At 61.2% G+C, this 26,454-nt stretch carries 22 protein-coding genes; 6 read left to right on the top strand and 16 right to left on the bottom strand.

The window, feature by feature from the left end:
• Positions 1-10 precede the first annotated feature (10 nt).
• Entirely contained in the window at positions 11-2,143 is a 2,133-nt protein-coding gene (gene scpA, locus NXC24_RS05430; protein WP_104825020.1) for a methylmalonyl-CoA mutase, read from the top strand.
• Between the two features lie 4 nt (positions 2,144-2,147).
• Here the strand turns inward: scpA and NXC24_RS05425 are convergent, their stop codons facing one another.
• From NXC24_RS05425 to NXC24_RS05400, 6 genes are all read right to left on the bottom strand, one after another.
• Positions 2,148-3,143, bottom strand: a complete 996-nt coding sequence (locus tag NXC24_RS05425; RefSeq protein ID WP_104822376.1) for an alpha/beta fold hydrolase — start codon at positions 3,141-3,143, stop codon at positions 2,148-2,150.
• Positions 3,144-3,233: 90 nt separating this feature from the next.
• A complete protein-coding gene (locus NXC24_RS05420) occupies positions 3,234-4,871 on the bottom strand; it encodes a cisplatin damage response ATP-dependent DNA ligase (protein WP_104822375.1) in 1,638 nt (545 codons plus the stop codon).
• Positions 4,871-5,881, bottom strand: a complete 1,011-nt coding sequence (locus tag NXC24_RS05415; protein ID WP_104822374.1) for a ligase-associated DNA damage response exonuclease — start codon at positions 5,879-5,881, stop codon at positions 4,871-4,873. Before NXC24_RS05415 ends, NXC24_RS05420 begins: the two co-directional genes overlap by 1 nt.
• Positions 5,882-5,909: 28 nt before the next feature.
• Complete coding sequence (locus NXC24_RS05410; RefSeq protein WP_245463936.1) at positions 5,910-6,650, bottom strand: carbon-nitrogen hydrolase family protein; 741 nt, start codon at positions 6,648-6,650, stop codon at positions 5,910-5,912.
• Positions 6,651-6,731: 81 nt separating this feature from the next.
• Entirely contained in the window at positions 6,732-7,304 is a 573-nt protein-coding gene (locus tag NXC24_RS05405) for a TMEM175 family protein (RefSeq protein WP_104822372.1), read from the bottom strand.
• A gap of 92 nt (positions 7,305-7,396) precedes the next feature.
• Positions 7,397-9,715, bottom strand: a complete 2,319-nt coding sequence (locus tag NXC24_RS05400; RefSeq protein ID WP_104822371.1) for an EAL domain-containing protein — start codon at positions 9,713-9,715, stop codon at positions 7,397-7,399.
• Between the two features lie 245 nt (positions 9,716-9,960).
• Between NXC24_RS05400 and NXC24_RS05395 the strand changes: the two genes are divergently transcribed.
• Complete coding sequence (locus NXC24_RS05395; protein WP_104822370.1) at positions 9,961-11,334, top strand: TIGR03808 family TAT-translocated repetitive protein; 1,374 nt, start codon at positions 9,961-9,963, stop codon at positions 11,332-11,334.
• A 5-nt stretch (positions 11,335-11,339) separates the two neighbouring features.
• Here the strand turns inward: NXC24_RS05395 and NXC24_RS05390 are convergent, their stop codons facing one another.
• From NXC24_RS05390 to NXC24_RS05360, 7 genes are all read right to left on the bottom strand, one after another.
• Positions 11,340-12,122 (bottom strand): crotonase/enoyl-CoA hydratase family protein, encoded by a 783-nt coding sequence (locus NXC24_RS05390; protein ID WP_104822369.1) that lies wholly within the window; start codon positions 12,120-12,122, stop codon positions 11,340-11,342.
• On the bottom strand, positions 12,119-12,988 hold the full coding sequence (locus NXC24_RS05385) for a hydroxymethylglutaryl-CoA lyase (RefSeq protein ID WP_104822368.1): 870 nt from the start codon (positions 12,986-12,988) through the stop codon (positions 12,119-12,121). The genes NXC24_RS05390 and NXC24_RS05385 overlap by 4 nt, the downstream gene beginning before the upstream one ends.
• Positions 12,985-14,973: an acetyl/propionyl/methylcrotonyl-CoA carboxylase subunit alpha gene (locus NXC24_RS05380; protein ID WP_104822367.1), complete on the bottom strand. Its 1,989-nt coding sequence runs from the start codon at positions 14,971-14,973 to the stop codon at positions 12,985-12,987. The genes NXC24_RS05385 and NXC24_RS05380 overlap by 4 nt, the downstream gene beginning before the upstream one ends.
• 9 nt (positions 14,974-14,982) lie before the next feature.
• On the bottom strand, positions 14,983-15,366 hold the full coding sequence (locus NXC24_RS05375; protein WP_104822366.1) for a RidA family protein: 384 nt from the start codon (positions 15,364-15,366) through the stop codon (positions 14,983-14,985).
• Between the two features lie 10 nt (positions 15,367-15,376).
• Positions 15,377-16,984, bottom strand: a complete 1,608-nt coding sequence (locus NXC24_RS05370) for a carboxyl transferase domain-containing protein (protein ID WP_104822365.1) — start codon at positions 16,982-16,984, stop codon at positions 15,377-15,379.
• Positions 16,985-17,019: 35 nt separating this feature from the next.
• Positions 17,020-18,183, bottom strand: a complete 1,164-nt coding sequence (locus tag NXC24_RS05365) for an isovaleryl-CoA dehydrogenase (RefSeq protein ID WP_104825019.1) — start codon at positions 18,181-18,183, stop codon at positions 17,020-17,022.
• A gap of 92 nt (positions 18,184-18,275) precedes the next feature.
• Positions 18,276-21,749 (bottom strand): indolepyruvate ferredoxin oxidoreductase family protein, encoded by a 3,474-nt coding sequence (locus NXC24_RS05360; RefSeq protein WP_104822364.1) that lies wholly within the window; start codon positions 21,747-21,749, stop codon positions 18,276-18,278.
• A gap of 292 nt (positions 21,750-22,041) precedes the next feature.
• Between NXC24_RS05360 and NXC24_RS05355 the strand changes: the two genes are divergently transcribed.
• Positions 22,042-22,701, top strand: a complete 660-nt coding sequence (locus tag NXC24_RS05355; protein ID WP_104822363.1) for a glutathione S-transferase family protein — start codon at positions 22,042-22,044, stop codon at positions 22,699-22,701.
• 6 nt (positions 22,702-22,707) lie between these two features.
• Here the strand turns inward: NXC24_RS05355 and NXC24_RS05350 are convergent, their stop codons facing one another.
• Positions 22,708-23,604 (bottom strand): LysR substrate-binding domain-containing protein, encoded by an 897-nt coding sequence (locus NXC24_RS05350; protein WP_104822362.1) that lies wholly within the window; start codon positions 23,602-23,604, stop codon positions 22,708-22,710.
• A gap of 147 nt (positions 23,605-23,751) precedes the next feature.
• Between NXC24_RS05350 and NXC24_RS05345 the strand changes: the two genes are divergently transcribed.
• Both NXC24_RS05345 and NXC24_RS05340 read left to right on the top strand, forming a co-directional pair.
• Positions 23,752-23,937, top strand: a complete 186-nt coding sequence (locus NXC24_RS05345) for a hypothetical protein (RefSeq protein ID WP_104822361.1) — start codon at positions 23,752-23,754, stop codon at positions 23,935-23,937.
• A gap of 118 nt (positions 23,938-24,055) precedes the next feature.
• Positions 24,056-24,412 (top strand): MmcQ/YjbR family DNA-binding protein, encoded by a 357-nt coding sequence (locus NXC24_RS05340; protein WP_104825018.1) that lies wholly within the window; start codon positions 24,056-24,058, stop codon positions 24,410-24,412.
• On the opposite strand, the gene NXC24_RS05335 is transcribed toward NXC24_RS05340, so the two are convergent.
• Positions 24,413-25,033, bottom strand: coding sequence for a glutathione S-transferase N-terminal domain-containing protein (locus tag NXC24_RS05335; protein WP_104822360.1), 621 nt, complete (start codon positions 25,031-25,033; stop codon positions 24,413-24,415). It abuts the gene before it with no gap.
• A gap of 139 nt (positions 25,034-25,172) precedes the next feature.
• Complete coding sequence (locus NXC24_RS05330; RefSeq protein WP_104822359.1) at positions 25,173-25,529, bottom strand: DUF4406 domain-containing protein; 357 nt, start codon at positions 25,527-25,529, stop codon at positions 25,173-25,175.
• A gap of 122 nt (positions 25,530-25,651) precedes the next feature.
• Here NXC24_RS05330 and NXC24_RS05325 point away from each other — a divergent pair, with 122 nt between their 5' ends.
• Positions 25,652-26,413 (top strand): DeoR/GlpR family DNA-binding transcription regulator, encoded by a 762-nt coding sequence (locus tag NXC24_RS05325; RefSeq protein WP_104825017.1) that lies wholly within the window; start codon positions 25,652-25,654, stop codon positions 26,411-26,413.
• Positions 26,414-26,454 lie beyond the last annotated feature (41 nt).

The following is a 26,454-nucleotide window of genomic DNA, read 5'->3' as shown; positions in this document are numbered from 1 at the left end:
TATCGGCTCGGTGACCACTATCCCCGACTTCAGCAAAATCGACTGGAAGAGACCGAAAGCGGTTACTTCAAAAACCGACGCCCCGGCCTGGCAAACTCCGGAGGGCATCGCCGTCAAGCGCGTCTATGACGCTGCTGACCTTGCCGGGTTGAACTTCCTCGACACCTATCCTGGCGCAGCTCCCTTCGTCCGCGGCCCCTATCCGACCATGTATGTCCAGCAGCCCTGGACCATCCGCCAATATGCGGGTTTTTCCACCGCCGAGGAATCGAACGCCTTCTACCGCCGCAATCTCGCGGCCGGGCAGAAAGGCCTCTCCGTCGCCTTCGATCTTGCCACCCATCGCGGCTATGACAGCGACCATCCGCGCGTTGCAGGCGATGTCGGCATGGCGGGCGTGGCGATCGATTCCATTCTCGACATGCGCCAGCTCTTCGACGGCATCCCGCTCGGAGAAATGAGCGTATCGATGACCATGAACGGCGCTGTGTTGCCGGTGATGGCGCTTTATATCGTCGCCGCCGAAGAACAGGGCGTTTCCGAGGATAAGCTCTCCGGCACCATCCAGAACGACATCCTCAAGGAGTTCATGGTCCGCAACACCTATATCTACCCGCCGCAGCCCTCGATGCGGATCGTTTCGGACATTTTCAGCTATACCAGCCAGCGCATGCCGAAATTCAATTCGATCTCGATTTCCGGCTACCATATGCAGGAGGCCGGTGCGACGGCGGATCTGGAGCTCGCCTATACGATCGCCGACGGCATCGAATACGCCCGTGCCGGGGTGGCTGCCGGGCTCGATATCGACAGCTTCGCGCCACGCCTCTCCTTCTTCTGGGCGGTCGGCATGAATTTCTTCATGGAAGTCGCCAAGATGCGCGCGGCGCGGCTGATCTGGGCCGCACTGATGCAGAAGAACTTTGCGCCGAAGGACGAGAAGTCGCTGGCGCTGCGCACCCACAGCCAGACGTCCGGATGGTCGCTGACGGCGCAGGATCCGATGAACAACATCATCCGCACCATGGTCGAAGCCATGGCGGCAACGCAGGGCCACACACAGTCCCTGCACACCAATTCCTTCGACGAAGCGCTTGCTCTGCCGACGGATCATTCGGCCCGCATCGCCCGCAATACACAGATCCTGCTGCAGAAGGAATCCGGCACGACCGGTATCATCGATCCCTGGGGCGGCTCGGCCTACGTCGAGCGGCTGACGCATGATCTGGCAGCCCGCGCGCTCACCCATATCGAAGAGGTCGAAGCACTCGGCGGCATGGCAAAAGCCATCGAAAAGGGCATTCCGAAGCTCCGGATCGAAGAGGCGGCCGCCCGCACGCAGGCGCGCATCGACAGCGGCCACCAGACCGTCGTCGGCGTCAACTTCTCGCGACCGGAACGGGATATCGAAGTCGACGTGCTGAAGGTGGACAATTCCGAAGTCCGCGCCCGCCAGCTCTCGAAACTGCAGCAATTGAAGGGCACGCGCGAGACAACGGCGGTTGAGACCGCTCTGGAGGCTCTGACCGATGCCGCGCGCAACGGCACCGGCAATCTCTTGGATTTCGCCGTCAAAGCGGCGCGCGCACGTGCGACGGTCGGCGAAATCTCGCTGGCGCTGGAAAAGGCCTATGGCCGGCACGTTGCGGAAATCAGAACCATATCCGGCGTCTATCGCAAGGAAGTCGGCACCGCCGATCCTCTGTTCAACAAGGCGGTTGCCAAGGTGGAAACTTTCCGCAAGGCAAAGGGCGAGAAGCCCCGCATCCTCGTCGCCAAGATGGGGCAGGACGGACATGACCGCGGGCAAAAGGTCATTGCCACGGCTTTCGCCGATCTCGGTTTCGATGTCGTCGTCGGCGCCATGTTCCAGACGCCGGAGGAAGTGGCCGATCTCGCGGTTCGGGAAGGCGCCGACATCATCGGCGCTTCGTCGCTTGCCGCCGGCCATTTGACGCTGGTGCCGGAACTCAAGGAAGCGCTCAACCGCCGCCACGCCGGTCGTATCCTCATCGCGGTCGGCGGCGTCATTCCGCCTCAGGATTTCGCTGCATTGGAAACCGCCGGCGCAGACGCGATCTTTCCGCCGGGAACGGTGATTGCAGAAGCCGCGGCGGCGCTGGTGGACCGGTTGATGGGCTGACCGTTTAGGCCGCCACACTCCGGAAAAACTGGATGCTCTGTTCGATCGCACCCGGCAGCGCCGAGTTGTGATTGCCCTGAACCGTCGCCAATTCCATTTTTACACCGCCGGCAAGAGCACGCTTCGAAAGCAGCGCCGCCCGGGCCTGCAAATTGGTCTCTTCACTGGCGTGCATGACCTTCAAGGGGCATTTGAAGCTGTGGGCGTAGCAGACGGGCGAGCGCATCTGGAATTCGCGCGGATTTTTCGCGTTGAAGCGGATATCCTCCGGATAACGATGGAAGAAGGCGAAGGCATCCGGATTGCCTGAAATGGGTGTGGCCGCGCGGAAGCGTTTGGCCGACATTGCCGCCAGCATCGCCAGCGTACCACCGACGCTGTGGCCCGCGAGGAACAGACGATGCGGGTCGACGCCCGGCAGGTGGCGCAGACGATCGGATGCAGCGAGAACGTCGGCAACCTCGTCATAGAAACCCGAGAAATTGCCCTTTTGGCCGTTTTCGCCGCGCATCGACGGGATCATGACGACATAGCCGGCATCGACGTAAGGCTTCATTAACAGCCAATGGCCCTGACCGATGGCGTTGCCCCCATGGAGGAAGAGCACAGCCGGTTTGGGCTTCGGCGTGCGCTCATAGCGCGATACCCAGGCAACGAGCTCCAGCTCGCCGCCGAGACCGCTGCGATAAAAAATCTGATCGGCGTCCGATGGTGTGACCAGCGGTTCATATTTGTCGGGTGCCGGGCCTTTGTTCAGAAGGTCGGTGCGGAACTTGTGACGCTCCTTGGCATAATCGCCGGCCAAAAGCGGCGGATCGACCGACGCCTCCGCGGCTTTCGCGGCGATCTTGGGATCGGCAGCCTTGGTCTCGACCGTCTTTGTTTCGAGAACCTTTGTTTCGGCAGCCTTAGCGATGTTGGGAGCAAAAAGTGTTACGGCAAGACCGGCAAGAACGGTGCGGCGACCGGGGCGAAATGCGTTGTCTTCAGACGTTGTCATATGCTCTGTCCAAATATGCCCGGCAGTATCGAAATCTGCACGGGTTGAAAGCCGGGGCCAACTCACATTGTGGTGAGGAATCGACCTGACTTATTCATCAACGGCAGGAGCCTTGGCGTCAATTAGTGCCACCAAATTTTCCAGCCGATCCGCCTCATAGGGCGGCTTGTCGGGTCTCAGACGAGCAATGCGCGGAAAGCGCATGGCGACACCGGATTTATGTCGCGTCGAACGGTTGATCCCTTCGAAGGCGACTTCGAGAACGAAGCCAAAATCGCGATCGGCCCGCACCGCCCTTACCGGGCCGAAACGATCGATCGTATTGTTGCGCACGAACTTGTCGAGCACTTCCAGTTCTGCATCCGTGAAGCCGAAATAGGCCTTGCCTACCGGCACCAGTTGTTCGCCCTCCGGCGTCATCGACCAGACGCCGAAGGTGAAATCGGAATAATAGCTGGAACGTTTGCCATGGCCGCGCTGGGCATACATCAGCACGGCATCGACATTGTAGGGATTGCGTTTCCATTTGAACCACGGCCCCTTGGCACGGCCGGCGAGATAGGCGCTGTCGCGGCGCTTGATCATGACGCCTTCGATAACCGGATCGGGCGGAGACGAACGCAATTGGTCCAACTCCTCCCAGGAGGTAAATTCGACCAGCGGCGAGAGGTCGAAGCGATCGTGGGGTGCTGCCTCGATAATTTCCGTCAGCCGCTCACGCCGATCGAGGAAGCCGCGGGCACGCACGTCCTCTTCGCCATCGAACAGCAGATCATAGGCACGGATGAAGGCCGGATATTCCTCCAGCATCTTCGCCGTCACCGTCTTGCGGTTCAACCGCTGCTGCAGGTCGGAGAAGGTACGCGTCGGGCTGTTGGAGCGCGCCGTGCCGCCGATCAGCAATTCGCCATCGACGACGCCCTCGAAGCTGACGGCATCGACGATGTCCGGAAAGGCGCTGGAGATATCGTCGCCGGAGCGGGAATAGAGCTTGCACGTCATTCCCGCCCGCGAAAGCTGGACGCGGATGCCATCCCATTTCCATTCGGCGGCATAATCCAGGGGATCGAGCCCAGTGAGATCGCCAGGCTCGACGGGATTGGCGAGCATGACGGAATGAAAGATCGCAGGCGTCGCCAGCACCGGCTTGTCGCCCTTGCCCTCCAGCCATTGGAACAGGCTTTCATAGGGCGGCTGCAACCCGTGCCACAGTGTTTCGATCTCGGTCACGTCCTTGCCGCTCAGCTCCGCCAAAGCCTGCTTGGCAAGTCGCGCCGACACACCGATGCGCAGCGCGCCGGTGGCGAGCTTCAGGAAGGCAAAACGGCCTGACGTGTCCAGCCGGTCGAGCAGGTCACGAACGAAGCTGCGCACCTCGGTACGCCCCAGCGCATTCATCCGGCGCACCACCTCGCCGAGCTTCGGCTGTTCGCCCGCCGGGCGGACGATATCGCTTTCCTTGTCCCAGACCAGCGAGATGGTCTCGGCGAGGTCTCCGACATAGTCATAAGAGTAACGAAACAGCACTTCGTCCATGCGTTCCAGCACGAGCTCGCGCAGCATGGCCGGCTTGACGTTGCGCACCTCCAGCGTGCCGGCGATCGCGGCGAGACCGTAGCCGCGATCCGGGTCAGGCGTCTCGCGGAAATAGTCGGTGAGCAGCTTCAGCTTGCCATTGCGGCTCGGCGTCAACACCAGGCGATCGAGGAGGTCGGCAAAGGCTTTCATCAGTCGCCCTCGTCTTCATAGCCGATCAGATGCAATGGCTTGGCCGGGATGCCCTGCAATTCGCACCAACGCACGAGGGCTTCTTCCCGTCCATGGGTGACCCAGACTTCGCCCGGCTTCAGCTCAGCGATGGTCTCGGTCAGCTCCGGCCAGTCGCAATGATCCGAAATGACCAGTGGCAGCTCGACGCCGAGCTGCTTGGCGCGCTGGCGCACCATCATCCAGCCCGACGCGAAGGCAGGGAGAGGCTCATGGAACCGCCTCGCCCAGCGGTCTTGGAAAGCCGAGGGTGGGCCGACGACGACAGCGCCCTTGAAGATCGATTGATCCCTGCTTTCGATCGTTGCCGGCAACAGCTCGCCGAGGACTATGCCCTGCCCGGCATAATAGCCGCACAATGTCTCCAGCGCGCCGTGAATATAGATAGGCTTGTCGTAACCTGCATCGCGCAGCAGCCGGATGACGCGCTGCGCCTTACCGAGCGCATAGGCGCCGATGAGATGGGTGCGCTCCGGAAATTGCCGGAGCGAAGCCAGCAGCTTCGCCGTCTCGTCCAGCGGATCGGGATGATGGAACACCGGCAGTCCGAAGGTCGCCTCGGTAATGAAGACGTCGCAGGCAACGGGCACGTAGGCGGCGCAGGTCGGGTCCGGCCGTCGCTTGTAATCGCCGGAAACGACGATGCGCAGCCCATCCTTCTCCACCGCGATCTGTGCAGACCCAAGCACGTGCCCGGCCGGATGAAACCGCACCCGAACGCCATTGATGATCAGCTCCTCGCCGAAACCGACCGCCTGCTCGGATCCGGAAAAGCCATCGCCATAGCGTATCCGCATGATGTCCAGCGTCTGGCGCGTGGCGAGCACTTGGGCATGTCCGGAGCGGGCGTGGTCGGAATGTCCATGCGTTATCAACGCCCGTTCGACTGGCCGCACCGGATCGACATAGAAGCCACCGATCGGACAGAACAGCCCCTCAGGGGCGGGATACAGCAATTGATCCGGTCTCATAGGGGAGAGGATAGCGTGATTTGTGCAATTATGTAGCGATCATTGGCGCTTTTTGATCGAATCCGCATTCGGGTTGTCGATCAGGCAGGTCGAAGACGAGGACGTCCTCGCTATACGGCTTCGCCTTCGCAACGACGACACCGTTCGGATCGACGATCGCGGTGCTGCCGTAACTTAGCCAGCCATCGTCATTGCCGCCGACAACATCAGCCGACATGACCCAGCATCCCGTATGTTTGGCGCATGTCTGTAGGCCCGATAAGCAGGGCTTATGCCACTTCTCCGCCTTGTGAGGCCGCAGCATCAGGTTGACGGGATTGCAGATGAGGCCGGCTCCCCTTCTGGCGAGCCGAGCCGCCGTGTAGGGATATCGGAGATCGGAACAGATATTGATGCCGAAGCGCCAATCGCGGAGCGTCCAGACCGGAAAATCCGTTCCGGGCACGCAGCCGCTTTCCAGCGGATGCGCCTTGGCATAGACCCCGCATATCTGCCCTGCCTTTACGACAACAGCGCTATTGCAGATCGCCTCCCCGCGCCGCTCGAAAAGGCCGATGATCGCAGTCGTCTTCCCCGATGCACAGCGGTTGATCAGAGACTTCAGAGCGGGATCATCGAGAGACAACGCACGTCGTCTGGCAATTTCCTTGTCGTAGCTGTGTCCCTGAAGATAGCACTCCGGGAAAAGCGCGAGGTCGATGCCTTGCTCCTCCGCCCATGCCAGATCGCGTGCAAGCACATCGCCTGTCTTGTCGACGGCATCAAACATTGCCAAGCGTTGAAAGGCTGCGACACGCATAGCGAAGGACTAACACGCTTCCTGAGTCGCCCACAGCGCGAAGCTGCTCGTCTACTTCATCATCCGCTCGAACCGTCGATCCGGCACCAGCCATATGCAGGCGACGATGAAATAGATGCCGAGGGAGATAAACGGGTTGATGGCGGCAAGTATGATCGCGACGATGTAAAGGCTAACGGAAATTCCGGCTTTACGATCCGAACCGAGCGTGTGGGCAAAATCGGAATCCCTGCCATGCACACGGATCAGCATCTGGCCGAGGATGTAATAGGCAAAACCGCACATTAGCAAGACGAAGCCATAGACCATCACGGGCGTCATGGCGAAGTCGTTTTCGTCCATCCAGCCGGTGGCAAAGGGCATCAATGACAGCCAGAACAGCAGATGCAGATTGGCCCAAAGCACGCCGCCCCCGACGTGTTTCACCGCCTGGAACATATGATGGTGATTGTTCCAGTAGATGCCGACGTAGACGAAGCTCAGAACATAGGAAAGCAGCGTCGGGATCAGCGGTACGAGCGCCTGCACCCCCTCGCCATGCGGCACTTTCAATTCCAGCACCATGATGGTGATGATGATGGCGATCACGCCATCGGAAAAGGCTTCGATACGCCCCTTGCCCATAAATCCACTTCCCCTCTTCGCGCAAAGCCCAATACAGAATCAATTCAAGGGCCGGCTAATAGGAGGCAGAATTACAGCGGACAGGGATGGGTTCAAGCGAGGCGATCGTAGGCGTTCGTCAGAATCCTCGGGATTTCCGCCGCTCCGACCGGCCGCGAGAAATAGAAGCCCTGGGCGTCATGGCACTGACTCTGACGCAGGAACTCGAGTTGCTCGTCCGTTTCCACTCCTTCGGCGACGACCGCCAGACGCAGCAGCCGTGCAAGCGAGATGACGGTGGAGGCGATGGCGACGGTCGTCTCGTCGCGCGGCAACGCCTCAACGAAGGAGCGATCCATTTTGAGACGGTCGAAGGGAAAAGTCTTCAGCGCCGCCAAGCTGGAATAGCCGGTGCCGAAATCGTCGATGGAAAGACGCACGCCAAGCGCCTTCAGTGCCTGCATCACATGCAGGGCGCGCGGCACGTCATGCATCAGCGTGCTCTCCGTCAACTCAAGCTCCAGCCATTGCGCGCCGAGGCCGCTTGCTTCCAGAGCTTCGGTGACGTGCACGGCAAGCGCCGGATCGCTGAATTGCCGAGCCGAAACATTGACGGCGACCGTAACCGGCGGCAGGCCCATTTCCTGCCATTCCTTGGCCTGTCGACAGGCCTCGTTCAGCACGAACAAGCCGAGCGGGATGATCAGCCCGGATTCTTCCGCCAGCGGGATGAACTGACCGGGCGGCAGCATGCCGTGGCGCGGATGACGCCAGCGCACCAACGCCTCCAGGCCGACCACCCGGCCGCTCGCGACATCGACCTGCGGCTGGTATTCCAGAAAGAACTGCTTGGCGCCGATCGCCTTGCGTAATTCTTCCTGCTCGCTCAGCGGCATGACGCCCGCCGCGTCCGATCTCTGAATATGATATTGCAGCCGGTTACGGCCATGCTCCTTGGCCTTGTACATGGCCGCGTCGGCGCAGGCGATCAGCTCCTCCGGCGTCTCCCCATCGGCTGGAAAGGCTGCGACGCCGATACTGCTCGTCACGGCAACCTCGATCTCCCCGATCAGCACCGGCTGCGTGATCGCCTTCTGCAGTTCACGCAGCCGCCGCGTGATGCCAGTGTCGTGGCGCGACTGATGGACGATGACCAGCAGGAATTCGTCGCCGCCGAGGCGCACCACCATATCGGAAGCCCTGAGGCTATCGACCATGCGCGCCGTCAACTCCTTCAACAGCTCATCGCCGGCGCTGTGGCCGCGGCTGTCATTGACCTGCTTGAAATTGTCGAGATCGACATAAGCGACCGTCACCTTGCGGCCGTTTCGGCGCGCCTTGAACAGGATTTTCGCCATGTTCTCCTTGAGAAAGGCGCGGTTCGGCAGACCCGTCAGGTCGTCATGATGGGCCATGAAATAGATGCGGTCTTCGGCGCGCTTGCGCTCGATGGCGATGCCAGCGATGTGGGTCGCCATGGCAACCAGCTCCAGCTCGCGTTCGGTCGGCTCGCGCACGGTGCCGGAATAAAGCGCGAAAGTGCCAAGCACATTGCCCTGCGAGGTCATGATCGGCGTCGACCAGCATGAGCGTAGGCCGAATTGCGCGGCCAGAACACAAAAGTCCTCCCAGAGCGGATCCGTCTGGGTGTCGTTGACGAAGACTGGCTTGCCGCGCCAGGCGGCCGTGCCGCAGGAGCCGACTTTCGGGCCGATGGCGACGCCATCGATCAGACGGCTATAGGCAGCGGGCAGATTGGGTGCCGCTCCATGGGAGAGATGGATGCCTTCCGGATCCAGCAGCAGCACCGATCCTTTGATATCGGTAAGTTGATCCTCGACCATCAACACCACCGCCTCGAGGATCATCTCCAGCGGCTCGCTCTTGGCGATCATCTCCAATAGCTCGGCCTGGCTGCGGCGCAGATGCTCCTGGCGCTTGCGCTCGGTGATATCGCGTGAAATGCAGATCAGGCCGATCACCTCGCCGCGGTCATTGCGCAGCGGTAACTTCGAGGTCAACCGATAGACCGGCTTGCCGCCGGTCGCAGAGGGAATGACGTCCTCCATATCGAGCCGCGGCTTGCCGGTAGCGATGATTTCCTGCTCGATACGGAAATATTTCGTCGCCCGCTCCAGCGGCACCAGATCGAAATCAGTCTTTCCGGTGATCGCGCTCGCTCTTTCCAAGCCGAGACTTTTTGCCGTGGCGGCATTCGCGAAGACAAAGCGGCTTTCCCGATCCTTGACGAAGAGAAAGTCCGGCAGCTCATGCACGATCGCCTTGAGGCGCAATTGCTCGATGCCATCGGCGACGTGGTGCGCGTTCGCCGCCATCAGCGCCTGCGTAGCTGCCAACAGGCGCTCCGTCTCGACATCAAGCGAACGACCACGCTCGCCTGTCCGCGCATGCTGAAAAGCCGGCTTATTCATGAGGCGCATTCTCCCAACCCGGCCGCAACCACGGCCTCCTCAAATGTCACAACCGAAACGCGATCATTATAGTTCGCGCTTCCTTCAAGCCTCTTAAGCAGATGGGTGAACGAAAGAATAAAAGGGCGAAATGGCCGAAAAATAAGGGGCCCATCTTGGCAAGATCAGGCTTCTTTCCGTGCCAAATCGAGACAGATGCGCGTGGCACGCTTTCTGCTTCCGGAAGGCTCAATCCAGGAGTTCACATGGTCCAGCGTCGCGCGTTCCTCGCCTATATCGCCGCCTCGGCTGCAACCGACCTATTTGCTTCGCACGCCTTTGCTGCGCCGCTCGCCAAGATCGCGGGTGCCGAGATGCGTGGACCGATCGATGCCATCGCCTATAGGGCGACGCCGGGCACCAGCGATATCAGAAGCGGCAAGCTCCAGGCGATGATTGATAACGCCGCGCGCAACAACGCGCCGGTCTTCCTGCCGCCAGGCAACTACGATGTCTCGAACCTTTCGCTGCCCGACAATACCCGCATCACCGGCATTCCCGGCGCTTCGCGGCTCGTCTATGGCGGCGAAGGCCATCTGATGAGCGCCGACAAGGCCAGGCGCATCGAACTCTCCGGTCTCGTTGTTGATGGCGGCAATCGCTGGCTTGCCGACTATGCCGGCGGATTGCTGCAATTTACCGGCGTTGATCAGGTGCTGATCGACAATTGCGAAATCGCCGGCAGCCGCAAACATGCGCTGCAACTGGAGCGCTGCGGCGGGCGGATCGAACGCAGCCGCATATCGGGCGCCGCAGAAGCCGGCCTCTATTCCGTCCAGTCGACCGGACTGACGGTCACCGGCAATACTGTCGAGGATTGCGGTAATGGCGGCATTCTCATCCATCGTTGGGACAAGGGCGCAGACGGCAGCATCGTCACCGGCAATCGCATCGCCCGCATCGGCGCCAATGATGGCGGCACCGGCCAGAACGGCAACGGCATCAATATCTTTCGCGCCGACGATGTCCTGGTCTCCGGAAACCACATCGCCGATTGCGCCTTCACTGCTGTCCGCGCCAATTCGGCATCGAACGTGCAAATCACAGGCAATCAATGCCTGCGCTCCGGCGAAACGGCGATCTTCTGCGAATTCGAGTTCGAAGGCGCCGTGGTCAGCAACAATCTCGTCGACGGCGCGGCAAACGGTATCGCGATTGCCAATTTCGACAAGGGCGGGCGGCTCGCTAGTGTCACCGGCAATATCATCCGCAACCTGTCGCTGACCGGACCCTACCCTCAGGAAAGCGGCTTCGGCATCGGAATCTCGGCCGAAGCCGATACGCTAATTGCCTCGAACCTCATCGAAAGCGCCCCGCTCTGGGGCCTGAAACTCGGCTGGGGTCCCTATCTCCGCAACATCGTCGCTAATGGCAATATCATCCGCCAAGCACCCATCGGCTGCGCCGTCTCCGTTGCCGACGGCGCGGGTGCGGCTGTCATTTCCGACAATCTGTTCCAACAAGTGGAAAAAGGCGCTGTCATCGGCTTTCGCTGGGACAAACCGGCTTCCGGTGACTTGACGGTAACAGGGCGCGAAGATTTTCCACAACTGACAATAGAGAAAAACAGGTTGACGTAGACGTCCTATCTCCAGCTTGGCTCCCGCCGCTCGAAGAATGCCGCTACCCCTTCCCTTGCTTCCTCCGTCTCCCACGTGTCGGCCAGTTGCGTGATGACATGGTCGATGAGCTCGTCGGTGATCGGCATGCCGAGGGAACGGGCCAATGCCTTGGCGCGCGCAGCCGCCTGTGGCGAGGCGGCGAGGAGATGACGGATTTCAGATTCGATGGCTTCGTCGAGTGCATCCTCTGGGACGACGCGGGACAAGAGGCCGGCGGCGTGGGCTTGCCAGGCGTCGATGACTTTGCCGGAAAGAAAAAGCGGACGGGCCTTGGCCTCGCCAATGCGGGCAACGACATAGGGGCTGATGGTGGCGGGGATGATGCCGAGGCGAACTTCCGTCAGGCCGAAGCGGGCAGTCGCGGCCGCAACGACCAGATCGCAGATGCTGAGGATGCCGACGCCGCCGCCGAAGGCATTGCCGTGCACACGGGCGATCAGCGGCTTCGGCAATTCGTTCAGGGCCTTGAACATCATCGCGAGCCGCCGGGCTTCAACGATGCGGCCGGCACGAGTGGCTTCGAACTGCGCCCGCATCCAACCGAGATCGCCACCGGCGCAGAAGCTCGCGCCCTCGCCCGTAAGCACCACGACGCGCACGCTCGCATCCCTGCCAAGATCGTAAGCAGCCTCGGTCAGGGCATCGATCATTTCAACCGACAGGGCGTTGTGTTTTTCCGGGCGCGCCAAAGTCAGGCGGGCGACGCCACGTTCCTCGATGGCGATATGGATGGTTTGCGATGTCATGCGGCGCTCCTGAGGCTACGGGCAAAGGCGGCGGCGTTGGCAAGTTTCTCGTCATCGAGGCCAGTCTCGAAGCCATGCAATGCCAGATAGTGGTGAACTGACACGGTATCGACATTCCCTTTGGCGCCGGGCGCGAAAGGACAGCCGCCGAGACCGCCGGCGGCGGCATCGAACACACGCAGGCCCCGATCCAGGGCTACGCCGATATTGTCCAGCGCCCGGCCCGATGTATCGTGAAAATGGCCGGCCAGCATCGCGGCGGGAAGATCGGCAAGCACGGCTTCCAGCATTCTGTCCACTGCCTCCGGTTCGCCCCTGCCGATCGTATCGCCGAGGCTGATCTCGTAGCAGCCGAGCTCCCGCAATTGCCGAGCGACGCTTGCTGCATTCGCCGGCGGCACCGCGCCCTCATAAGGGCATTCAACGACGCAACTGACGTAGCCGCGCAGCGGAATACCGCGGTCGCGGCTTGCGGCCGCCACCGGCCGGAAACGCTCTATGCTTTCGGCGATGGAGCAATTGATATTGCGCATCGAAAAGCTTTCGGAGGCCGATGCGAAGATCGCCACCTCATCGGCGCCGGCGGCAAGCGCCGCCTCGAACCCCTGCATATTCGGCGTCAACACCGCATAGCGGACACCAGGCTTCCGTTTGATGCCTGCCATGACCCCGGCAGCATCGGCGAGCTGCGGCACCCATTTCGGACTGACGAAGCTGGTGACCTCGATACGCTCGAAACCGCAGTCGGAAAGCAGATCCACCAATTCGATCTTGGTGTCCGTGTCGATCAGCCGTTTCTCGTTCTGCAGGCCGTCTCGTGGTGCCATTTCGACGATGGTGACATGGTTGGAAGGACGCTCGGTCATTGCGCATCCTCCGGCCGGAGCGACAGCAGGACGGCGCTTTCGCTGGTCTGATCGCCTTCGCCGACATGCAGGCTTTCCACCACACCGTCGCGCGTCGCCGTCAGCGTCAGCTCCATCTTCATGGCCTCCATGACGATCAGCGCCTCACCCTTCGCCACCATATCGCCTTCCTGAACCCGAACAATCTTGATGAGGCCGGGCATAGGCGCAACCAGCCGGTCGCCACCGGCGGCCTCTTCCTCGGCGCCATCCAAGGGGTCAGGCCGATGGAAATGATGGGTGCGGCCATCGAGGAACAGCGTCATGTCATGCGGCGTTTGGAAAAAGTCGGCACGCAATTGCTGCCCGTCGATCTCCACACGGCAGCCGTCATCATTGCGGTTGATGATGCGAACGGCGACAGCGTTATCATCGAAATGCACCGAGAAGAGATCTTGTCCTTTCGCAATCACGCGGCAGTTCGTATGGCCGCCACTGTGATGCAGCGTAACAGGCCGGCTCACCTCGCCCCAAAGCTGCCAGGCGCCAAGCGCTTGCCAGGGGTCGCGCGCAAAGGACCGCGCCAAGGCTCCCGCCTCGAAGATGGCAGCGATGGCAAGCGCGATATCGTCTGGTATCGGTGCTGCGGTCAGCGTCTCTGCCTCGCGGTCGATCAGGCCCGTATCCGGATGGCCCGCAACGAAATCCGGCTGTTGGCTCAAGCGGACCAAGAAATCGAGATTGCTTGTTGTTCCGGCGATCTGCGTATCCTGCAGCGCTCGCGCCAGCTTGGCGAGGGCGGCTTGGCGAGTTGGGGCGTGGACAGTGAGCTTGGCGATCAAAGGATCGTAATGCGGGGTGATGCTATCGCCCTGGCGCACGCCGGTGTCGATGCGGACATCGCCGTCGGGAAATCTGAGATGGGAGAGCGTGCCGGTCGCCGGCAGAAAACCCCGCAACGGGTCTTCGGCATAAAGCCGCGCCTCGAAAGCCCAGCCCTCGATGGCAAGCTCGGCTTGGCTCTTCGGCAAGGGTTCGCCGCCGGCAATCCGCAATTGCCATTCGACCAGATCGACCCCGGCGATCGCCTCGGTGACGGGATGCTCGACCTGCAGGCGGGTGTTCATTTCCATGAAGAAGAAACGATCCGGCGACAGGCCTTCGGAGACATCGGCAATGAACTCGACCGTGCCGGCGCCGCGATAGTCGATGGCCCGCGCCGCGCGGACGGCAGCTTCGCCCATGGCGCTGCGCATCTCTTCCGTCATGCCGGGCGCAGGCGCCTCCTCGATCACCTTCTGGTGCCGCCGCTGCAGAGAGCAATCGCGCTCGAAGAGATGGACGACGTTGCCATGGCTGTCGCCGAAGACCTGCATCTCGATGTGACGGGGCTGGGTCAGATATTTTTCGATCAGCACCGCATCATCACCGAAGGCCGATTTCGCCTCGCGTCTCGCCGCTTCCAACGCAGACGCGAAATCCTCCGGCCGATCGACACGCCGCATACCCTTGCCGCCGCCGCCGGCCCGTGCCTTGATCAGCACGGGAAAGCCGATCTCCGCTGCCCGCTCCGCGAGGAACACCGCGTCCTGCTTATCACCGTGATAGCCGGGAACGACAGGCACGCCGGCGCGCTCCATCAACGCCTTGGCCGCATCCTTCAGGCCCATGGCGCGGATTGAGGCTGGGAATGGGCCAATGAAAACCAGTCCGGCCGCTTCGACGGCCTCTGCGAAATCGGCATTTTCCGAGAGAAAGCCGTAGCCGGGGTGAACGGCCTCGGCGCCGAATCGCCGTGCGGCAGCGATGATCCGCTCCTTCGAAAGATAGCTTTCGCTCGCCGTTGCCGGGCCGATATGGACCACCTCATCGGCCAGTGCCACATGCAGTGCGGCGATATCGGCGTCGGAATAAACGGCGACCGTGCGAATGCCCATCCGCCTTGCCGTACGGACGATCCGGCAGGCGATTTCTCCGCGATTGGCGATCAATATCTTCGAAAACATCGGCAAACCCTATTGCGCGGCGACGACCTCGACTTCGAGCAGCCATGCGGTGTCGAAAATGCCCGATATCACCACCGTCATCGCCGGGGTGAGCGGGCCCAAATACTCACTGCGGATCTCGCGGTTCTCGATCGTATGGTGGCGGTCGGCGAGATAGGTGGTGACCTTGACGATATCGGCCTTGCTCATGCCGGCCGCCTTGAGCTGAGCGTCAACATTGAGCCAGACCTGACGCGCCTGCGCCGGAAAGCCGTCGGGAAGCGCATCGTCCGCGGTTGTCGGAATCTGGCCGCTGACAAACAGCAATCTCTCGAAATTTTCGAGTTTCACGGCCTGGGCATAGCCGCCACGTGGCTGAGGTGCATTCTTGGCATTGATGATGTCGCGTTTCATCTCAATCTCCTCACATCCTGAACAGGCCGAAGCGAGTGTCTTCGATGGGCGCATTGAGCGCGGCCGAGAGCGACAGCGCCAGCACATCGCGGCTCTTGCGTGGGTCGATGATGCCGTCGTCCCAGAGACGCGCCGAGGCATAGAGCGGGTGGCTCTGGGTCTCGAACATCTTGAGCGTCGGCTGTTTGAAGGCTGCCTCTTCCTCCTTCGTCCAAGGCTTGCCGGCGCGCGCCAGGGCCTCGCCACGTACCGTCGCCAGCACGCCGGCCGCCTGCTCTCCGCCCATGACGGAGATACGGCTGTTGGGCCAGGTCCAGAGAAAGCGCGGAGAATAGGCACGGCCGGCCATGCCGTAGTTGCCGGCGCCGAAAGAACCGCCGATTAGCATGGTGATCTTCGGCACCCTCGTCGTCGCCACAGCCGTCACCAGCTTGGCTCCGTGCTTGGCGATGCCTTCCGTCTCGTATTTCCGGCCGACCATGAAGCCGGTGATATTCTGCAGGAAGACCAGCGGGATTTTCCGCTGCGAGCAAAGTTCAACGAAATGCGCACCCTTCAGCGCCGATTCCGAAAACAGCACGCCGTTGTTGGCGATGATGCCGACGGGAATGCCGTGGATATGGGCAAAGCCGCAGACCAGTGTCGCGCCATAGCGCGCCTTGAATTCGTCAAAGCGCGAGCCGTCGACGATGCGCGCGATGACTTCGCGAACATCGTAGGGCGTGCGCAGATCGGAGGGCACGATGCCGAGCATGTCTTCCGGATCGTAGAGCGGCGGCTCCGGCTCCCGCAGCTCCACAGTTGTCGGTTTGTGGCGATTGAGATTGGCAACGGCCTGCCGCGCCAAGGCCAGCGCATGGGCATCGTCGCGCGCCAGATGATCGGCGACGCCGGAAAGACGCGTATGCACATCGCCGCCGCCAAGATCTTCGGCCGAAACCACCTCACCGGTCGCGGCTTTGACCAGCGGCGGCCCGGCAAGAAAGATCGTCCCCTGCCCCTCGACGATGATGGTCTCGTCGGACATGGCCGGCACATAGGCGCCGCCGGCGGTGCATGAACCCATGACCACAGCGATCTGCGGAATGCCGGCCGCCGACATATTAGCTTGATTGTAGAAGATGCGGCCGAAGTGATCGCGATCGGGAAAGACTTCGTCCTGATTCGGCAGGTTGGCTCCGCCGGAATCGACCAGATAGAGGCAGGGCAGATTATTTTCCGCCGCAATCTCCTGCGCCCGCAAATGCTTCTTCACCGTGATCGGATAGTAGGTGCCGCCCTTTACGGTGGCGTCGTTGCAGACGATCATGCAATCGCGGCCCACCACGCGGCCGATGCCGGCGATCAACCCCGCACCCGGCGCTTCATCGCCATACATGCCATGCGCAGCCGTCGTACCGATTTCGAGAAAGGGCGTCGCCGGATCGATCAATCCTGCCACCCGGTCACGCGGCAGCATCTTGCCGCGGCTGACATGGCGCTCGCGCGCCTGCGCACCGCCGCCCTCCGCCGCCCGCAAGACCGCCGCCTTTGCCACGCCGATCGCCTCCAGCATCGCGGCGCGATTGTCCCTGAAACGGTCCGAATGGGCGGTTATTTCTGACTTCAGGACGGTCATGCTGCATCACCAAAATTGGGGGCGAAATTTCAAAATCAGAGGGTCTCGGCAAAGAGTTCCCGCCCGATCAGCATACGGCGGATTTCGGAGGTGCCGGCGCCGATTTCGTAGAGCTTGGCATCGCGCAGAAGCCGGCCGGCGGGATAGTCGTTGGTATAGCCATTGCCGCCGAGGGCCTGAATGCATTCGAGCGCCATAGCGGTCGCCTTTTCAGCAGCATAGAGAATGCAGCCCGCAGCGTCCTTGCGGTTCGTTTCGCCGCGATCGCAGGCGGCGGCGACCGCATAAACATAGGCGCGGGCGGCATTCATGGTCACATACATGTCGGCAAGCTTGCCCTGCATGAGCTGGAATTCGCCGATCGGCTGGCCGAATTGCCTGCGTTCATGCAGATAGGGCAGCACCACGTCCATGCAGGCGGCCATGATGCCGAGCGGGCCACCCGACAGGACGACGCGCTCGTAGTCGAGGCCGGACATCAGTACCCGGACGCCGCCATCGATCTGACCTAGCACATTTTCCGCCGGCACCTGGCAATCGATAAAAACCAGCTCCGAGGTGCTGGAGCCGCGCATGCCGAGCTTGTCGAGTTTCTGGCCCACGGAGAACCCCTCGAAACCCTTCTCGACCAGGAAAGCGGTGATGCCGCGCGGGCCGGCGTCCGGCGCGGTCTTGGCATAGACGACCAGCACGTCGGCATCCGGACCGTTGGTGATCCACATCTTGCTGCCGTTCAGCACATAGCGGTCGCCGCGCTTTTCGGCGTGAAGCTTCATCGAAACGACATCGGAACCCGAGCCGGGCTCCGACATGGCAAGCGCGCCGATATGTTCGCCGGAGATCAATTTAGGCAAGTAACGCGCCTTCTGCTCGTCGGTGCCGTTGCGGTTGATTTGGTTGACGCAGAGATTGGAATGGGCTCCGTAGCTCAGACCGACGGAGGCCGAGGCGCGGCTGATTTCTTCCATGGCGACCGCATGCGCTACATAGCCGAGGCCGGCGCCGCCATAGGCTTCGTCGGCGGTGATGCCGAGCAGCCCGAGATCCCCCATTTCCCGCCACAGCTCCATCGGAAAACCATTGTTGCGGTCGAACTCGTCAGCGAGCGGTGCGATGCGCTGACCGGCAAAGCGGCGCACGCTATCACGCAGCGCCTCGATCTCCTCCCCGAGCGCAAAGTTCAATCCTCCAGCATACATTGCCTTCTCCTCCCGCTTTTCCCGATGCATGATCCCGGAATGGCTATGCGCCATTGAGGATCATACTCTCCTCGCGCCCCTCTTTGAGACCATCATGCCGCATCGGCAGGAACCTGATGCTTCTCCTCCGCTATTTCATAGGTCTTCAGCTTCTCGGCGATCCGCGCCATGACCTTGCGGGCCGCCGCCTCCTTGACCGGTCCGAAGCCTCTGATTTCATCAAACAACGACAGGATGGCAAGGGCCTCCGTTTCATTACCCGCGCGCAGGCCGTTGAGAACGCGGCCGGCAATCGCCTCGTATTCGCCGATCAACCGACGTTCCAGCCGGCGCTCCCGCATATAGCCGAAGGGATCGAAGACCGTACCGCGCAACCGCTTCATCGGCGCGAGCCTGCGTAGCAGCGGCAATATCCAGGGGCCGAATTCCCGCTTCTTCGGTCGGCCGTTCGGATCCTTGCCGGCCAGCATCGGCGGCGCGAGATTGAAGGCCAGCTTGAAATCGCCTTCCATCTCGTCGCGTAAATGCGCCTCGAAGGCCGGATCGGTCAGCAGCCGCGCCACCTCATATTCGTCCTTATAGGCCAGCACCCGCGCATAGGTCGTGGCGACGGCGAAGGGCACCTTGTCCGAAAGCCGTTCCCTGGCAGCCGCGGCGATTGCACGCTGGACGAACGCGCCATAGCGATCGGCAAGTGCGGCGTTCTGATAGGCAGTCAGATGCCCCTTGCGGTGGGCAATCAACTCGTCGAGGCTCATCTCTGCAAGTGTCTTGTCGGCATCCGGCTCCGTCATCATCTCCTTTACGGCCTGCGGATCATGCGCCAGCAGACGGCCCCAGTGGAAGGCCGAGAGGCTGGCTTTCACGGCGACGCCGTTGAGCTCGATCGCCTTCTCGATGGCTTCCAGCGACAGCGGCAGCAAGCCGCGCTGCCAGGCAAAGCCAGTGAGAAGAATATTGGTCGACATGGCATCACCGGTGACCTCGCTTGCCACATGACCAAAATCGAGGAAGACGGATTTGTCACTGACGGTCTTGGCGATGGTGTGCTGAATCGAGCCGATCTTGAAATCGAAATCGCGGTTGCGAACGAAATCAGCGACCGGCATGAGGCCGGTATTGACGATGGCCGTCGTGCGGTTCGAGGCACACAGCGTAATCGCATCCTTGGACGCGCCGACCACTTCGTCGGCAGCGAGCAGCAGGTCGGCGCCGCCGTTGACGATGCGCGACGAGGTGACGTCGGCTTCGCTATAACCAATGCGCAGATGGCTCATCACCGCGCCGCCCTTCTGCGCGAGACCGGCCATGTCGAGGATCATCGGCACCTTGCCGTCGAGATGAGCCGCCATGCCGAGGATGGCACCGATCGTCAGGATACCGGTACCGCCGACGCCGGCGATCGCGATGTTCCAGGGATGCTCGCCGATCACCGGGACCTCCGGCATCGGCACCTTGGCATCCGCGTGTTCCAGCGCCTTGCGTTTGCGGCGCTTGCCGCCATGGACGGTCACGAAAGACGGGCAGAAGCCTTTGACGCAGGAGAAGTCCTTGTTGCAGCTCGATTGGTTGATCTGCCGTTTGCGGCCGAACTCCGTCTCTAGCGGCTCGACCGAGATGCAGTTGGATTGCACCGAGCAATCGCCGCAGCCTTCGCAGACAGCCGGATTGATGAAGACGCGCTTGGCCGGGTCCTCCATCAGGCCACGGCTCCGGCGGCGGCGTTTTTCCGCCGCGCAGGTCTGGACATAGACGATCGCCGAGCAGCCTTCGGTTTCGCGCAGCGTCAGCATCACCTGATCGATATTATCGCGATGCAGCACCTTGACGCCGGGAGCCAGGTCCGATGCTGCATAGGCCGAAGGATTTTCCGCGAGCAGATAGATCGGCGAAACGCCCTCGCCATGCAACTGACGGGTCAGGAGTTGAGGCGTCAGATAACCGTCGATCGGCTGACCGCCGGTCATGGCAACGGCGTCGTTGTAGAGCAGCTTGTAGGTAACATTGACCTTGGCGGCGACCGATTGGCGGATGGCGAGAATGCCGGAATGGAAATAGGTGCCGTCACCGAGGTTGACGAACATGTGCTTCTCGTCGGTGTAACGGGCAATTGCCGTCCAGGGCACGCCCTCGCCACCCATCTGCGTGAAGGTCTGGGTGTTTCGGTCCATCCAGGTGACCATGTAGTGGCAGCCGATGCCCGCCATGGCGCGACTGCCTTCCGGCACGCGGGTGGATGTGTTGTGCGGGCAGCCGGAACAGAAGAACGGCGTACGCTGCAAGGGCGCGACATGCGTGCGGCTGATCTGGCCGCGTTCGGCAAGATAGGCGAGCTTGGCGGCGATCTGGTCGTGCAGCGAAGGATCGAGATCCAGCTTGACGATGCGCCCGGCAATAGCCCGTGCCACCGCACCAACCGTCAGCGCCGCCGACAGGCTGAGATAGGGCTTGTCGTGCTCATCGAACTTGCCGACGATGCGCGGACGGACATCGGCGCGCCAATTGAAGAGCTGCTGCTTGATCTGATTTTCGATGATCTCGCGCCGCTCCTCGACAACCAGCACCTCGTCCAACCCTTCGGAAAAATGCCGGACCGCTTCCGGCTCCAACGGCCACGGCATACGGACTTTCAAAATACGCAGGCCGATTGCGGCCATTTCCTTCGGGCCGATTTCGAGTTCGCGCAGCGCCTGCAGTACGTCTTCATACGCCTTGCCGGAGGAGATGATGCCGAAGCGGGCATTGGGCACATCATGGGTGATTTCATCGACGCGATTGGCGCGGGCAAAGGCGATAGCGGCATAGGCCTTGTAGGTCTGCAGACGATCGTCCTGCATCAGCGGCGTATCGGGCCAACGCAGGTTCAGGCCGCCGGGCGGCAGATCGAAATCGGTCGGCAGCACGAATTGCCGCTTCTCGCCTGAGAGATCGACCGCGGCTGTCGTCTCAATCGTGTCGGCAATGAATTTCATGCCCACCCAGCAGCCGGAATAGCGCGACATGGCGATGCCGAGCAGGCCATATTCGAGGAATTCGTGGATCGAGGATGGATAGATGACCGGGATGACCGCCGACATGAAATCATGGTCGGTCTGGTGCGGGATCGTGGAGGATTTGGCGGAATGATCGTCGCCCGCGAAACAGAGGACGCCGCCATGTTTCGACGTGCCGGCGGCATTGCCATGTTTCAGCACATCACCGGAGCGGTCGACGCCAGGACCCTTGCCGTACCATATGCCGAGCACGCCATCCTTGCGCACGCCGGGGGACAGACCGACTTGTTGCGTGCCCCAGATGGCGGTGGCCGCAAGGTCTTCGTTGATGCCGGGCTGGAAGGTGACGTCATGCGCGTCGAGATAGGTCTTGGCTTTCAGAAGCTGCTGATCGTAGCCGCCGAGCGGCGACCCGCGATAGCCGGATATGAAGGCTGCGGTGTTGAGGCCGGCGGCGCGGTCGCGGCGCATCTGGGTCATCGGTAGACGCACGAGGGTCTGCAGTCCGGTCATGAAGACGCGGCCTTCATCTGCTGTATATTTGTCGTCAAGCGATACGCTCGTCGCTAGCATCTGCTCTCCTCCCGAGATCGCAGTCACCGATTGCGTAAAATATCCTCGCCGAATGCCTCCTACCGCACTGGCGAAAATCCAGTCTAACAGTAGCATGCGCCATTGCTAATTTCCGAACGAAGGCAGTGCGCGGCCGGCATGATTCGCAAAGATTGAAGGGCTTTACGGATATTTTCGTGCTTGATCCCTGCGCACTCATCAAAAGCTTTCATTGCAGATATAAACCCGCGCCTCTTCCGTTTACCGAACGCCGCCAATAACCTCGCTTCGACTCGATTTTCGGAGACCGACTATGCTGACAATTTACGGCGTCTATCGCTCACGCGCATCGCGCAACTACTGGATGGCGGAGGAGCTTGGCATTCCCTTTCAATCCGTGCCCGTGATCCAGGCCAGCCGGCTCGGTAATCCCTTAAACCCAGAAGCGCCGGTCAATACGATGTCGGCGGAATTCTTGGCCGTCAATCCGATGGGCATGATCCCCGCCATCAAGGACGGCGATCTCGTCATGCATGAATCGCTCGCCATCAATCTCTATCTCGCCCGCAAGTATGGCGGACCGCTGTCGGGGCAGACGGTGGAGGAAGAGGGTCTGCTCGGCATGTGGACCATGTGGGCGGCAACGGAGGTAGAGCCTCATTCCGTGGCCCTCGTGCGCATATATGACCGCGCACAGGAGAACACCGATGCAGGCAAGGCTGGAATCGCGGTTGCCTGCCGGTCGCTGAAGCGGCCACTCGGCGTGCTGGAAAAGCACCTGACGAACCGGGAATACCTCCTGGGCGATCGCTTCACCGTCGCCGATCTCAATCTCGCAGAGGTGCTGCGCTATGCGCAGACCGAACAGGCTTTGTTCGATAGCCATCCGAACGTAAAGATTTGGATCGAGCGCTGCCAGTCGCGAGCCGCCTATAAGGCAATGCAGGCAACACGCGGCAAGGAGCCGATCTGAGGCCGCTCAACGGAAGAGCTGCATGCTCTCATCCATCTCTTCTCTGATCCAGCTCTTGAAGGCGGTGACTTTTTTCGCCTCGCGCACGCCTTCCGCCGTGATGAAATAGTGGCCGATACCGGTTTTGGCGCGGATACCGAAGGGATCCACGAGGCACTTCTGTTGCAACGCATAGGCGGCCAGCGTTTGCCAGGCAAGCATTACGCCCTGGCCCGACATGGCGGCATCGAGGCAGAGCGACGCATCGTTGAAGATATGTCGCTCTTCCATGCATTTGCCGGAGAGGCCTGCCTCCTTGAGCCAGACATCCCAGGTGAACATGGCATGCCCGTCAATGACGGCGGGCACATTTAACAGATCCGCAGGCTGCTTGAGTTTGGCGGCGATCTGCGGTGTGACGACCGGAAAGATTTCCTGCGCCAATAGCAGTTCGGATTTCACGCCCGGCCAGTGCCCATTGCCGACCCGGATGCCGATATCGACATCCGATGTTGCCGGATTGACGAGTTGCGTGGTGGCGTCGATGCGGAGCCTGATATCCGGATGGCGCTTGGCGAAGCGATCAAGCCGATGCACCAGCCAGCGGGCGGCGAGGACCGGCGCAACCGAGATGGTGAGGATATTGTCGTCGCGATGCTGTGCGGCGGTGACCGCCGCCGAGAGCGCCTGAAAGCCTTCGCCGAGCCGCGCCAGAACCGAGATACCCGCCTCCGTCACCGTCATCCCTTTCGGCGTGCGCTCGAAAACCGGTCGCCCCAATTGCGCCTCGGCCTTGATCACCTGCTGGCTGACGGCGCCGATGGTCACGCCAAGCTCATCGGCGGCCGCCTGCAACGACCCGAGCCGTCCCACGGCCTCTAGCGCCCGGAGACCATTCAGATGAACGCTGTTGAGATTCTTCATATAGAATATCTATATCAGCATGCCGGCATTCTCAATTGAAAAGCTGCCCGATGCGCGCGATCATCGCGGCATAAAACCCGAACCGCCACCGTCCCGCCGACTAACCGCCTCAGGGCGCATCATCGCGGAAGAACGAGGAGGCATGGCATGTCGATACTGAAGCTTTTCTTGAATCATCTGCTGCACGACGACAGCGAGCGGCAGGACGACCCGTTGCAGCATCCGGCTCTGGCGGCCATGTCGCTGGAGGAACTGGCCGATCTGCCGTTGACGCCGGAGAATTTGGGGCGGAAGGCGGAGGGGCAAGATCTGAGATTGAAAGAATGCGTATAATGCAGGAACAAGTCATCTCACGGCGCTGAACGATCCCAACCAGCTCTTCGGCGCCCGCCTCCGATCATGTATGTTTCCTCAACGATATCCGATCGGAACGGGATAGCGCAGTATGGCTATAGGCATCGATATTGACGCGATCTTCCAGCGCCTCCAACGCGCTGTAGCGGAAGCCCGCCTACCCGAGGTCGAGATCAGCACCCACTATGGTATGCCGGCGCTGAAGGTGGGCGGCAAGGCTTTCGTTTCCATCAAGAATGACGAGACGATCGTGCTGGCGGTGCCGATCGACCGCAAGGAGCAGCTAATCGAGATGGCGCCGGAGATCTATTTCCAGACGGATCACTATGTCGGCTGGCCGTCGCTGCCATTGCGCATCGCCGCCATCGGCGACGACGAACTGCAACTGCGGCTGATCGAGGCCTGGCGGTTTCGGGCACCAAAGAAATTGCGGGCTGCTTTCGTCGCCGAGTGATCAAACCCGCTCGGCGGCGATGGCCCTTTGCACGGCCGGGCGCTCCAGCATACGCGCGTGATGGGCGCTGACCTTCTCAAAGCTGGCCCGATCGACGCCATCGCCCGGCAACCAACTTGCCAGCGTGAAGAGATAGCCGTCGGCGACGGTGTACTGCTCGCCCATCACCCACGGCCCTTCCAGCATCTTCTCCTCGATCAGCGCGAAACACTCGCCCATGTTTTGCGGCACCTTGGCCTTCATCGCTTCGATTGCCGCGGCATCGTCGGTCCAGCGATAGCCGCGCCCTTTGTGAGCGTGGTTTACATGGACGGTCGAGGCGAGATAGCTGTTGAAGGCCTGCATGCGGGCAAAATCGAAGGGATCGTCGAGTGGCGCCAACCGGGCAGCCGGCGCGATCTGGGCAACATAGGCAAGGATCGCCACGTTTTCCGTGACGACGCCCTTGTCGGTCACCAGAGCCGGAACACGTCCCTTGGGATTGATTGCCAGATAATCCGGCGAACGCTGCTCTCCAACGGCAAAATTGAGGCGCCGCGCCTCGTAGGCGAGGCCCGACTCCTCGAGTGCTATAAGGCTGGCGAGCGCACAACTACCCGGTGAGAAATACAAATTCAGCATATCCGTTTCCTCCTCGATTTCACTCGACGTTAGCTGCGACCGTGGCAATACGGAAGTGGCCAGCACTGATATCGATCATGAAAGCTTTTGATGGATGCCGTCTGCGCATCGCCCTTGTGGGAGGCACGCCGCCAGTCCGTTAGCCGCAGCCCGGCACATCCTCCAGCCGATACCAGACCGGGATACCGCGTTCGCCGGCGATGCGCACGTCATTGTCGGCTCCCTTGGACTCGCCTGGGAGCCTGAGAACGCCCTCGCACAATTGCAGCAGCCGACCAGCGGTCGGGTGGAATATTTCTTCATAGAGATCGTCGCCGATACTTTTGCCGCCCGCAGCGTGCCAGACCGGCAAGGCGACCCATTCGCCGATCATAGGCACATGCCCCGCCTTGAACAGTGCATAGGACGGCTCCTCCAGCCGCTTGAGATTCTCGGCCATCTTCCGTGGATCGTCTCCGGTTCCCGAACGATATGGCCCAGCAATCAAGATCAACATGTCATATCTCCTCTTTTCCCGCACCATGCAGGAATTTGCACGAATATGCGCTAAATTTCTTGATTGTCGACTCATTTCTGATAAATTCACGTCATTCCATGAATTATCGTGCGGAATCAGGCATGCTTACAGTCCAGCGAAAGACTCTCATTCTCGATATCCTGCGCCGCGACGGCCAGGTAATTGCCAAGACAATTGCCGATGATTTGGGTCTGTCCGAAGACACGATCCGCAGGGACCTGAGGGAAATGGCGGCGGAAAAGCTGCTGAAGCGCGTGCATGGCGGCGCGTTGCCGCTCACACCGGAATTGCCGGATTTCTCAACGCGACGGGGCGTGTCGCCGGATGCGAAGCGGCAGCTCGGCGCCTATGCGGCGAGGATGGTCCGACCAGGACGGACGGTGTTTCTCGATGGTGGAACGACGACGGCGGAAATCGCCCGCCATCTTCCCCGGAATTTTGCCTTCACCGTCGTCACGCATAGCCCGACGATCGCGGGCGAGCTGGAACATCATCCGACAGCCGACGTGATCCTGATCGGCGGCAAACTCTACAAACACTCAATGGTGGCGACGGGCGCGGCGGCGATTGCGGCAATCTCACTGGTGCGCCCGGACATTTTCTTCCTCGGTGTCACCGCTATTCACCCCGTTCACGGCCTTTCTACCGGCGATTTCGAGGAGGCCGCCATCAAACGGCATATCGCGCAATGCTCGGCGGAAACCTATGTGATGGTGACCCAGGAGAAATTGGATGCCGCCTCTCCCTGCCATATCCTGCCCATCACGGCGGTTTCGGGCATGGTCGTGCCGTCAGATATCAGTGAGGCGAGCCTGGCGCCCTATCGCAGCGCACAGGTTCCGATTTTCACCGTCGGCGACTGACGCAGATGCGCTATGCACATCCAAGTTGGAGTCTTCTACCG

The sequence above is a fragment of the Rhizobium sp. NXC24 genome (genome assembly GCF_002944315.1).
Lineage (GTDB): Bacteria > Pseudomonadota > Alphaproteobacteria > Rhizobiales > Rhizobiaceae > Rhizobium.
Note: the sequence above shows the minus strand (reverse complement) of the source record. Positions and strands in the feature narration are given on the sequence as shown.

What these genes read in the sequence shown, in the direction of transcription:
- NXC24_RS05400 (WP_104822371.1), bottom strand. Translation starts at nt 9,715, where the DNA reads ATGAATAAGCCGGCTTTTCAGCATGCGCGGACAGGCGAGCGTGGTCGT.
- NXC24_RS05420 (WP_104822375.1), bottom strand. Translation starts at nt 4,871, where the DNA reads ATGAAAGCCTTTGCCGACCTCCTCGATCGCCTGGTGTTGACGCCGAGC.
- NXC24_RS05405 (WP_104822372.1), bottom strand. Translation starts at nt 7,304, where the DNA reads ATGGGCAAGGGGCGTATCGAAGCCTTTTCCGATGGCGTGATCGCCATC.
- NXC24_RS05415 (WP_104822374.1), bottom strand. Translation starts at nt 5,881, where the DNA reads ATGAGACCGGATCAATTGCTGTATCCCGCCCCTGAGGGGCTGTTCTGT.
- NXC24_RS05325 (WP_104825017.1), top strand. Translation starts at nt 25,652, where the DNA reads ATGCTTACAGTCCAGCGAAAGACTCTCATTCTCGATATCCTGCGCCGC.
- NXC24_RS05350 (WP_104822362.1), bottom strand. Translation starts at nt 23,604, where the DNA reads ATGAAGAATCTCAACAGCGTTCATCTGAATGGTCTCCGGGCGCTAGAG.
- NXC24_RS05425 (WP_104822376.1), bottom strand. Translation starts at nt 3,143, where the DNA reads ATGACAACGTCTGAAGACAACGCATTTCGCCCCGGTCGCCGCACCGTT.
- NXC24_RS05390 (WP_104822369.1), bottom strand. Translation starts at nt 12,122, where the DNA reads ATGACATCGCAAACCATCCATATCGCCATCGAGGAACGTGGCGTCGCC.
- NXC24_RS05395 (WP_104822370.1), top strand. Translation starts at nt 9,961, where the DNA reads ATGGTCCAGCGTCGCGCGTTCCTCGCCTATATCGCCGCCTCGGCTGCA.
- NXC24_RS05360 (WP_104822364.1), bottom strand. Translation starts at nt 21,749, where the DNA reads ATGCTAGCGACGAGCGTATCGCTTGACGACAAATATACAGCAGATGAA.
- NXC24_RS05385 (WP_104822368.1), bottom strand. Translation starts at nt 12,988, where the DNA reads ATGACCGAGCGTCCTTCCAACCATGTCACCATCGTCGAAATGGCACCA.
- NXC24_RS05370 (WP_104822365.1), bottom strand. Translation starts at nt 16,984, where the DNA reads ATGACCGTCCTGAAGTCAGAAATAACCGCCCATTCGGACCGTTTCAGG.
- NXC24_RS05355 (WP_104822363.1), top strand. Translation starts at nt 22,042, where the DNA reads ATGCTGACAATTTACGGCGTCTATCGCTCACGCGCATCGCGCAACTAC.
- NXC24_RS05330 (WP_104822359.1), bottom strand. Translation starts at nt 25,529, where the DNA reads ATGTTGATCTTGATTGCTGGGCCATATCGTTCGGGAACCGGAGACGAT.
- NXC24_RS05345 (WP_104822361.1), top strand. Translation starts at nt 23,752, where the DNA reads ATGTCGATACTGAAGCTTTTCTTGAATCATCTGCTGCACGACGACAGC.
- NXC24_RS05410 (WP_245463936.1), bottom strand. Translation starts at nt 6,650, where the DNA reads ATGTTTGATGCCGTCGACAAGACAGGCGATGTGCTTGCACGCGATCTG.
- NXC24_RS05380 (WP_104822367.1), bottom strand. Translation starts at nt 14,973, where the DNA reads ATGTTTTCGAAGATATTGATCGCCAATCGCGGAGAAATCGCCTGCCGG.
- NXC24_RS05375 (WP_104822366.1), bottom strand. Translation starts at nt 15,366, where the DNA reads ATGAAACGCGACATCATCAATGCCAAGAATGCACCTCAGCCACGTGGC.
- NXC24_RS05365 (WP_104825019.1), bottom strand. Translation starts at nt 18,183, where the DNA reads ATGTATGCTGGAGGATTGAACTTTGCGCTCGGGGAGGAGATCGAGGCG.
- NXC24_RS05335 (WP_104822360.1), bottom strand. Translation starts at nt 25,033, where the DNA reads ATGCTGAATTTGTATTTCTCACCGGGTAGTTGTGCGCTCGCCAGCCTT.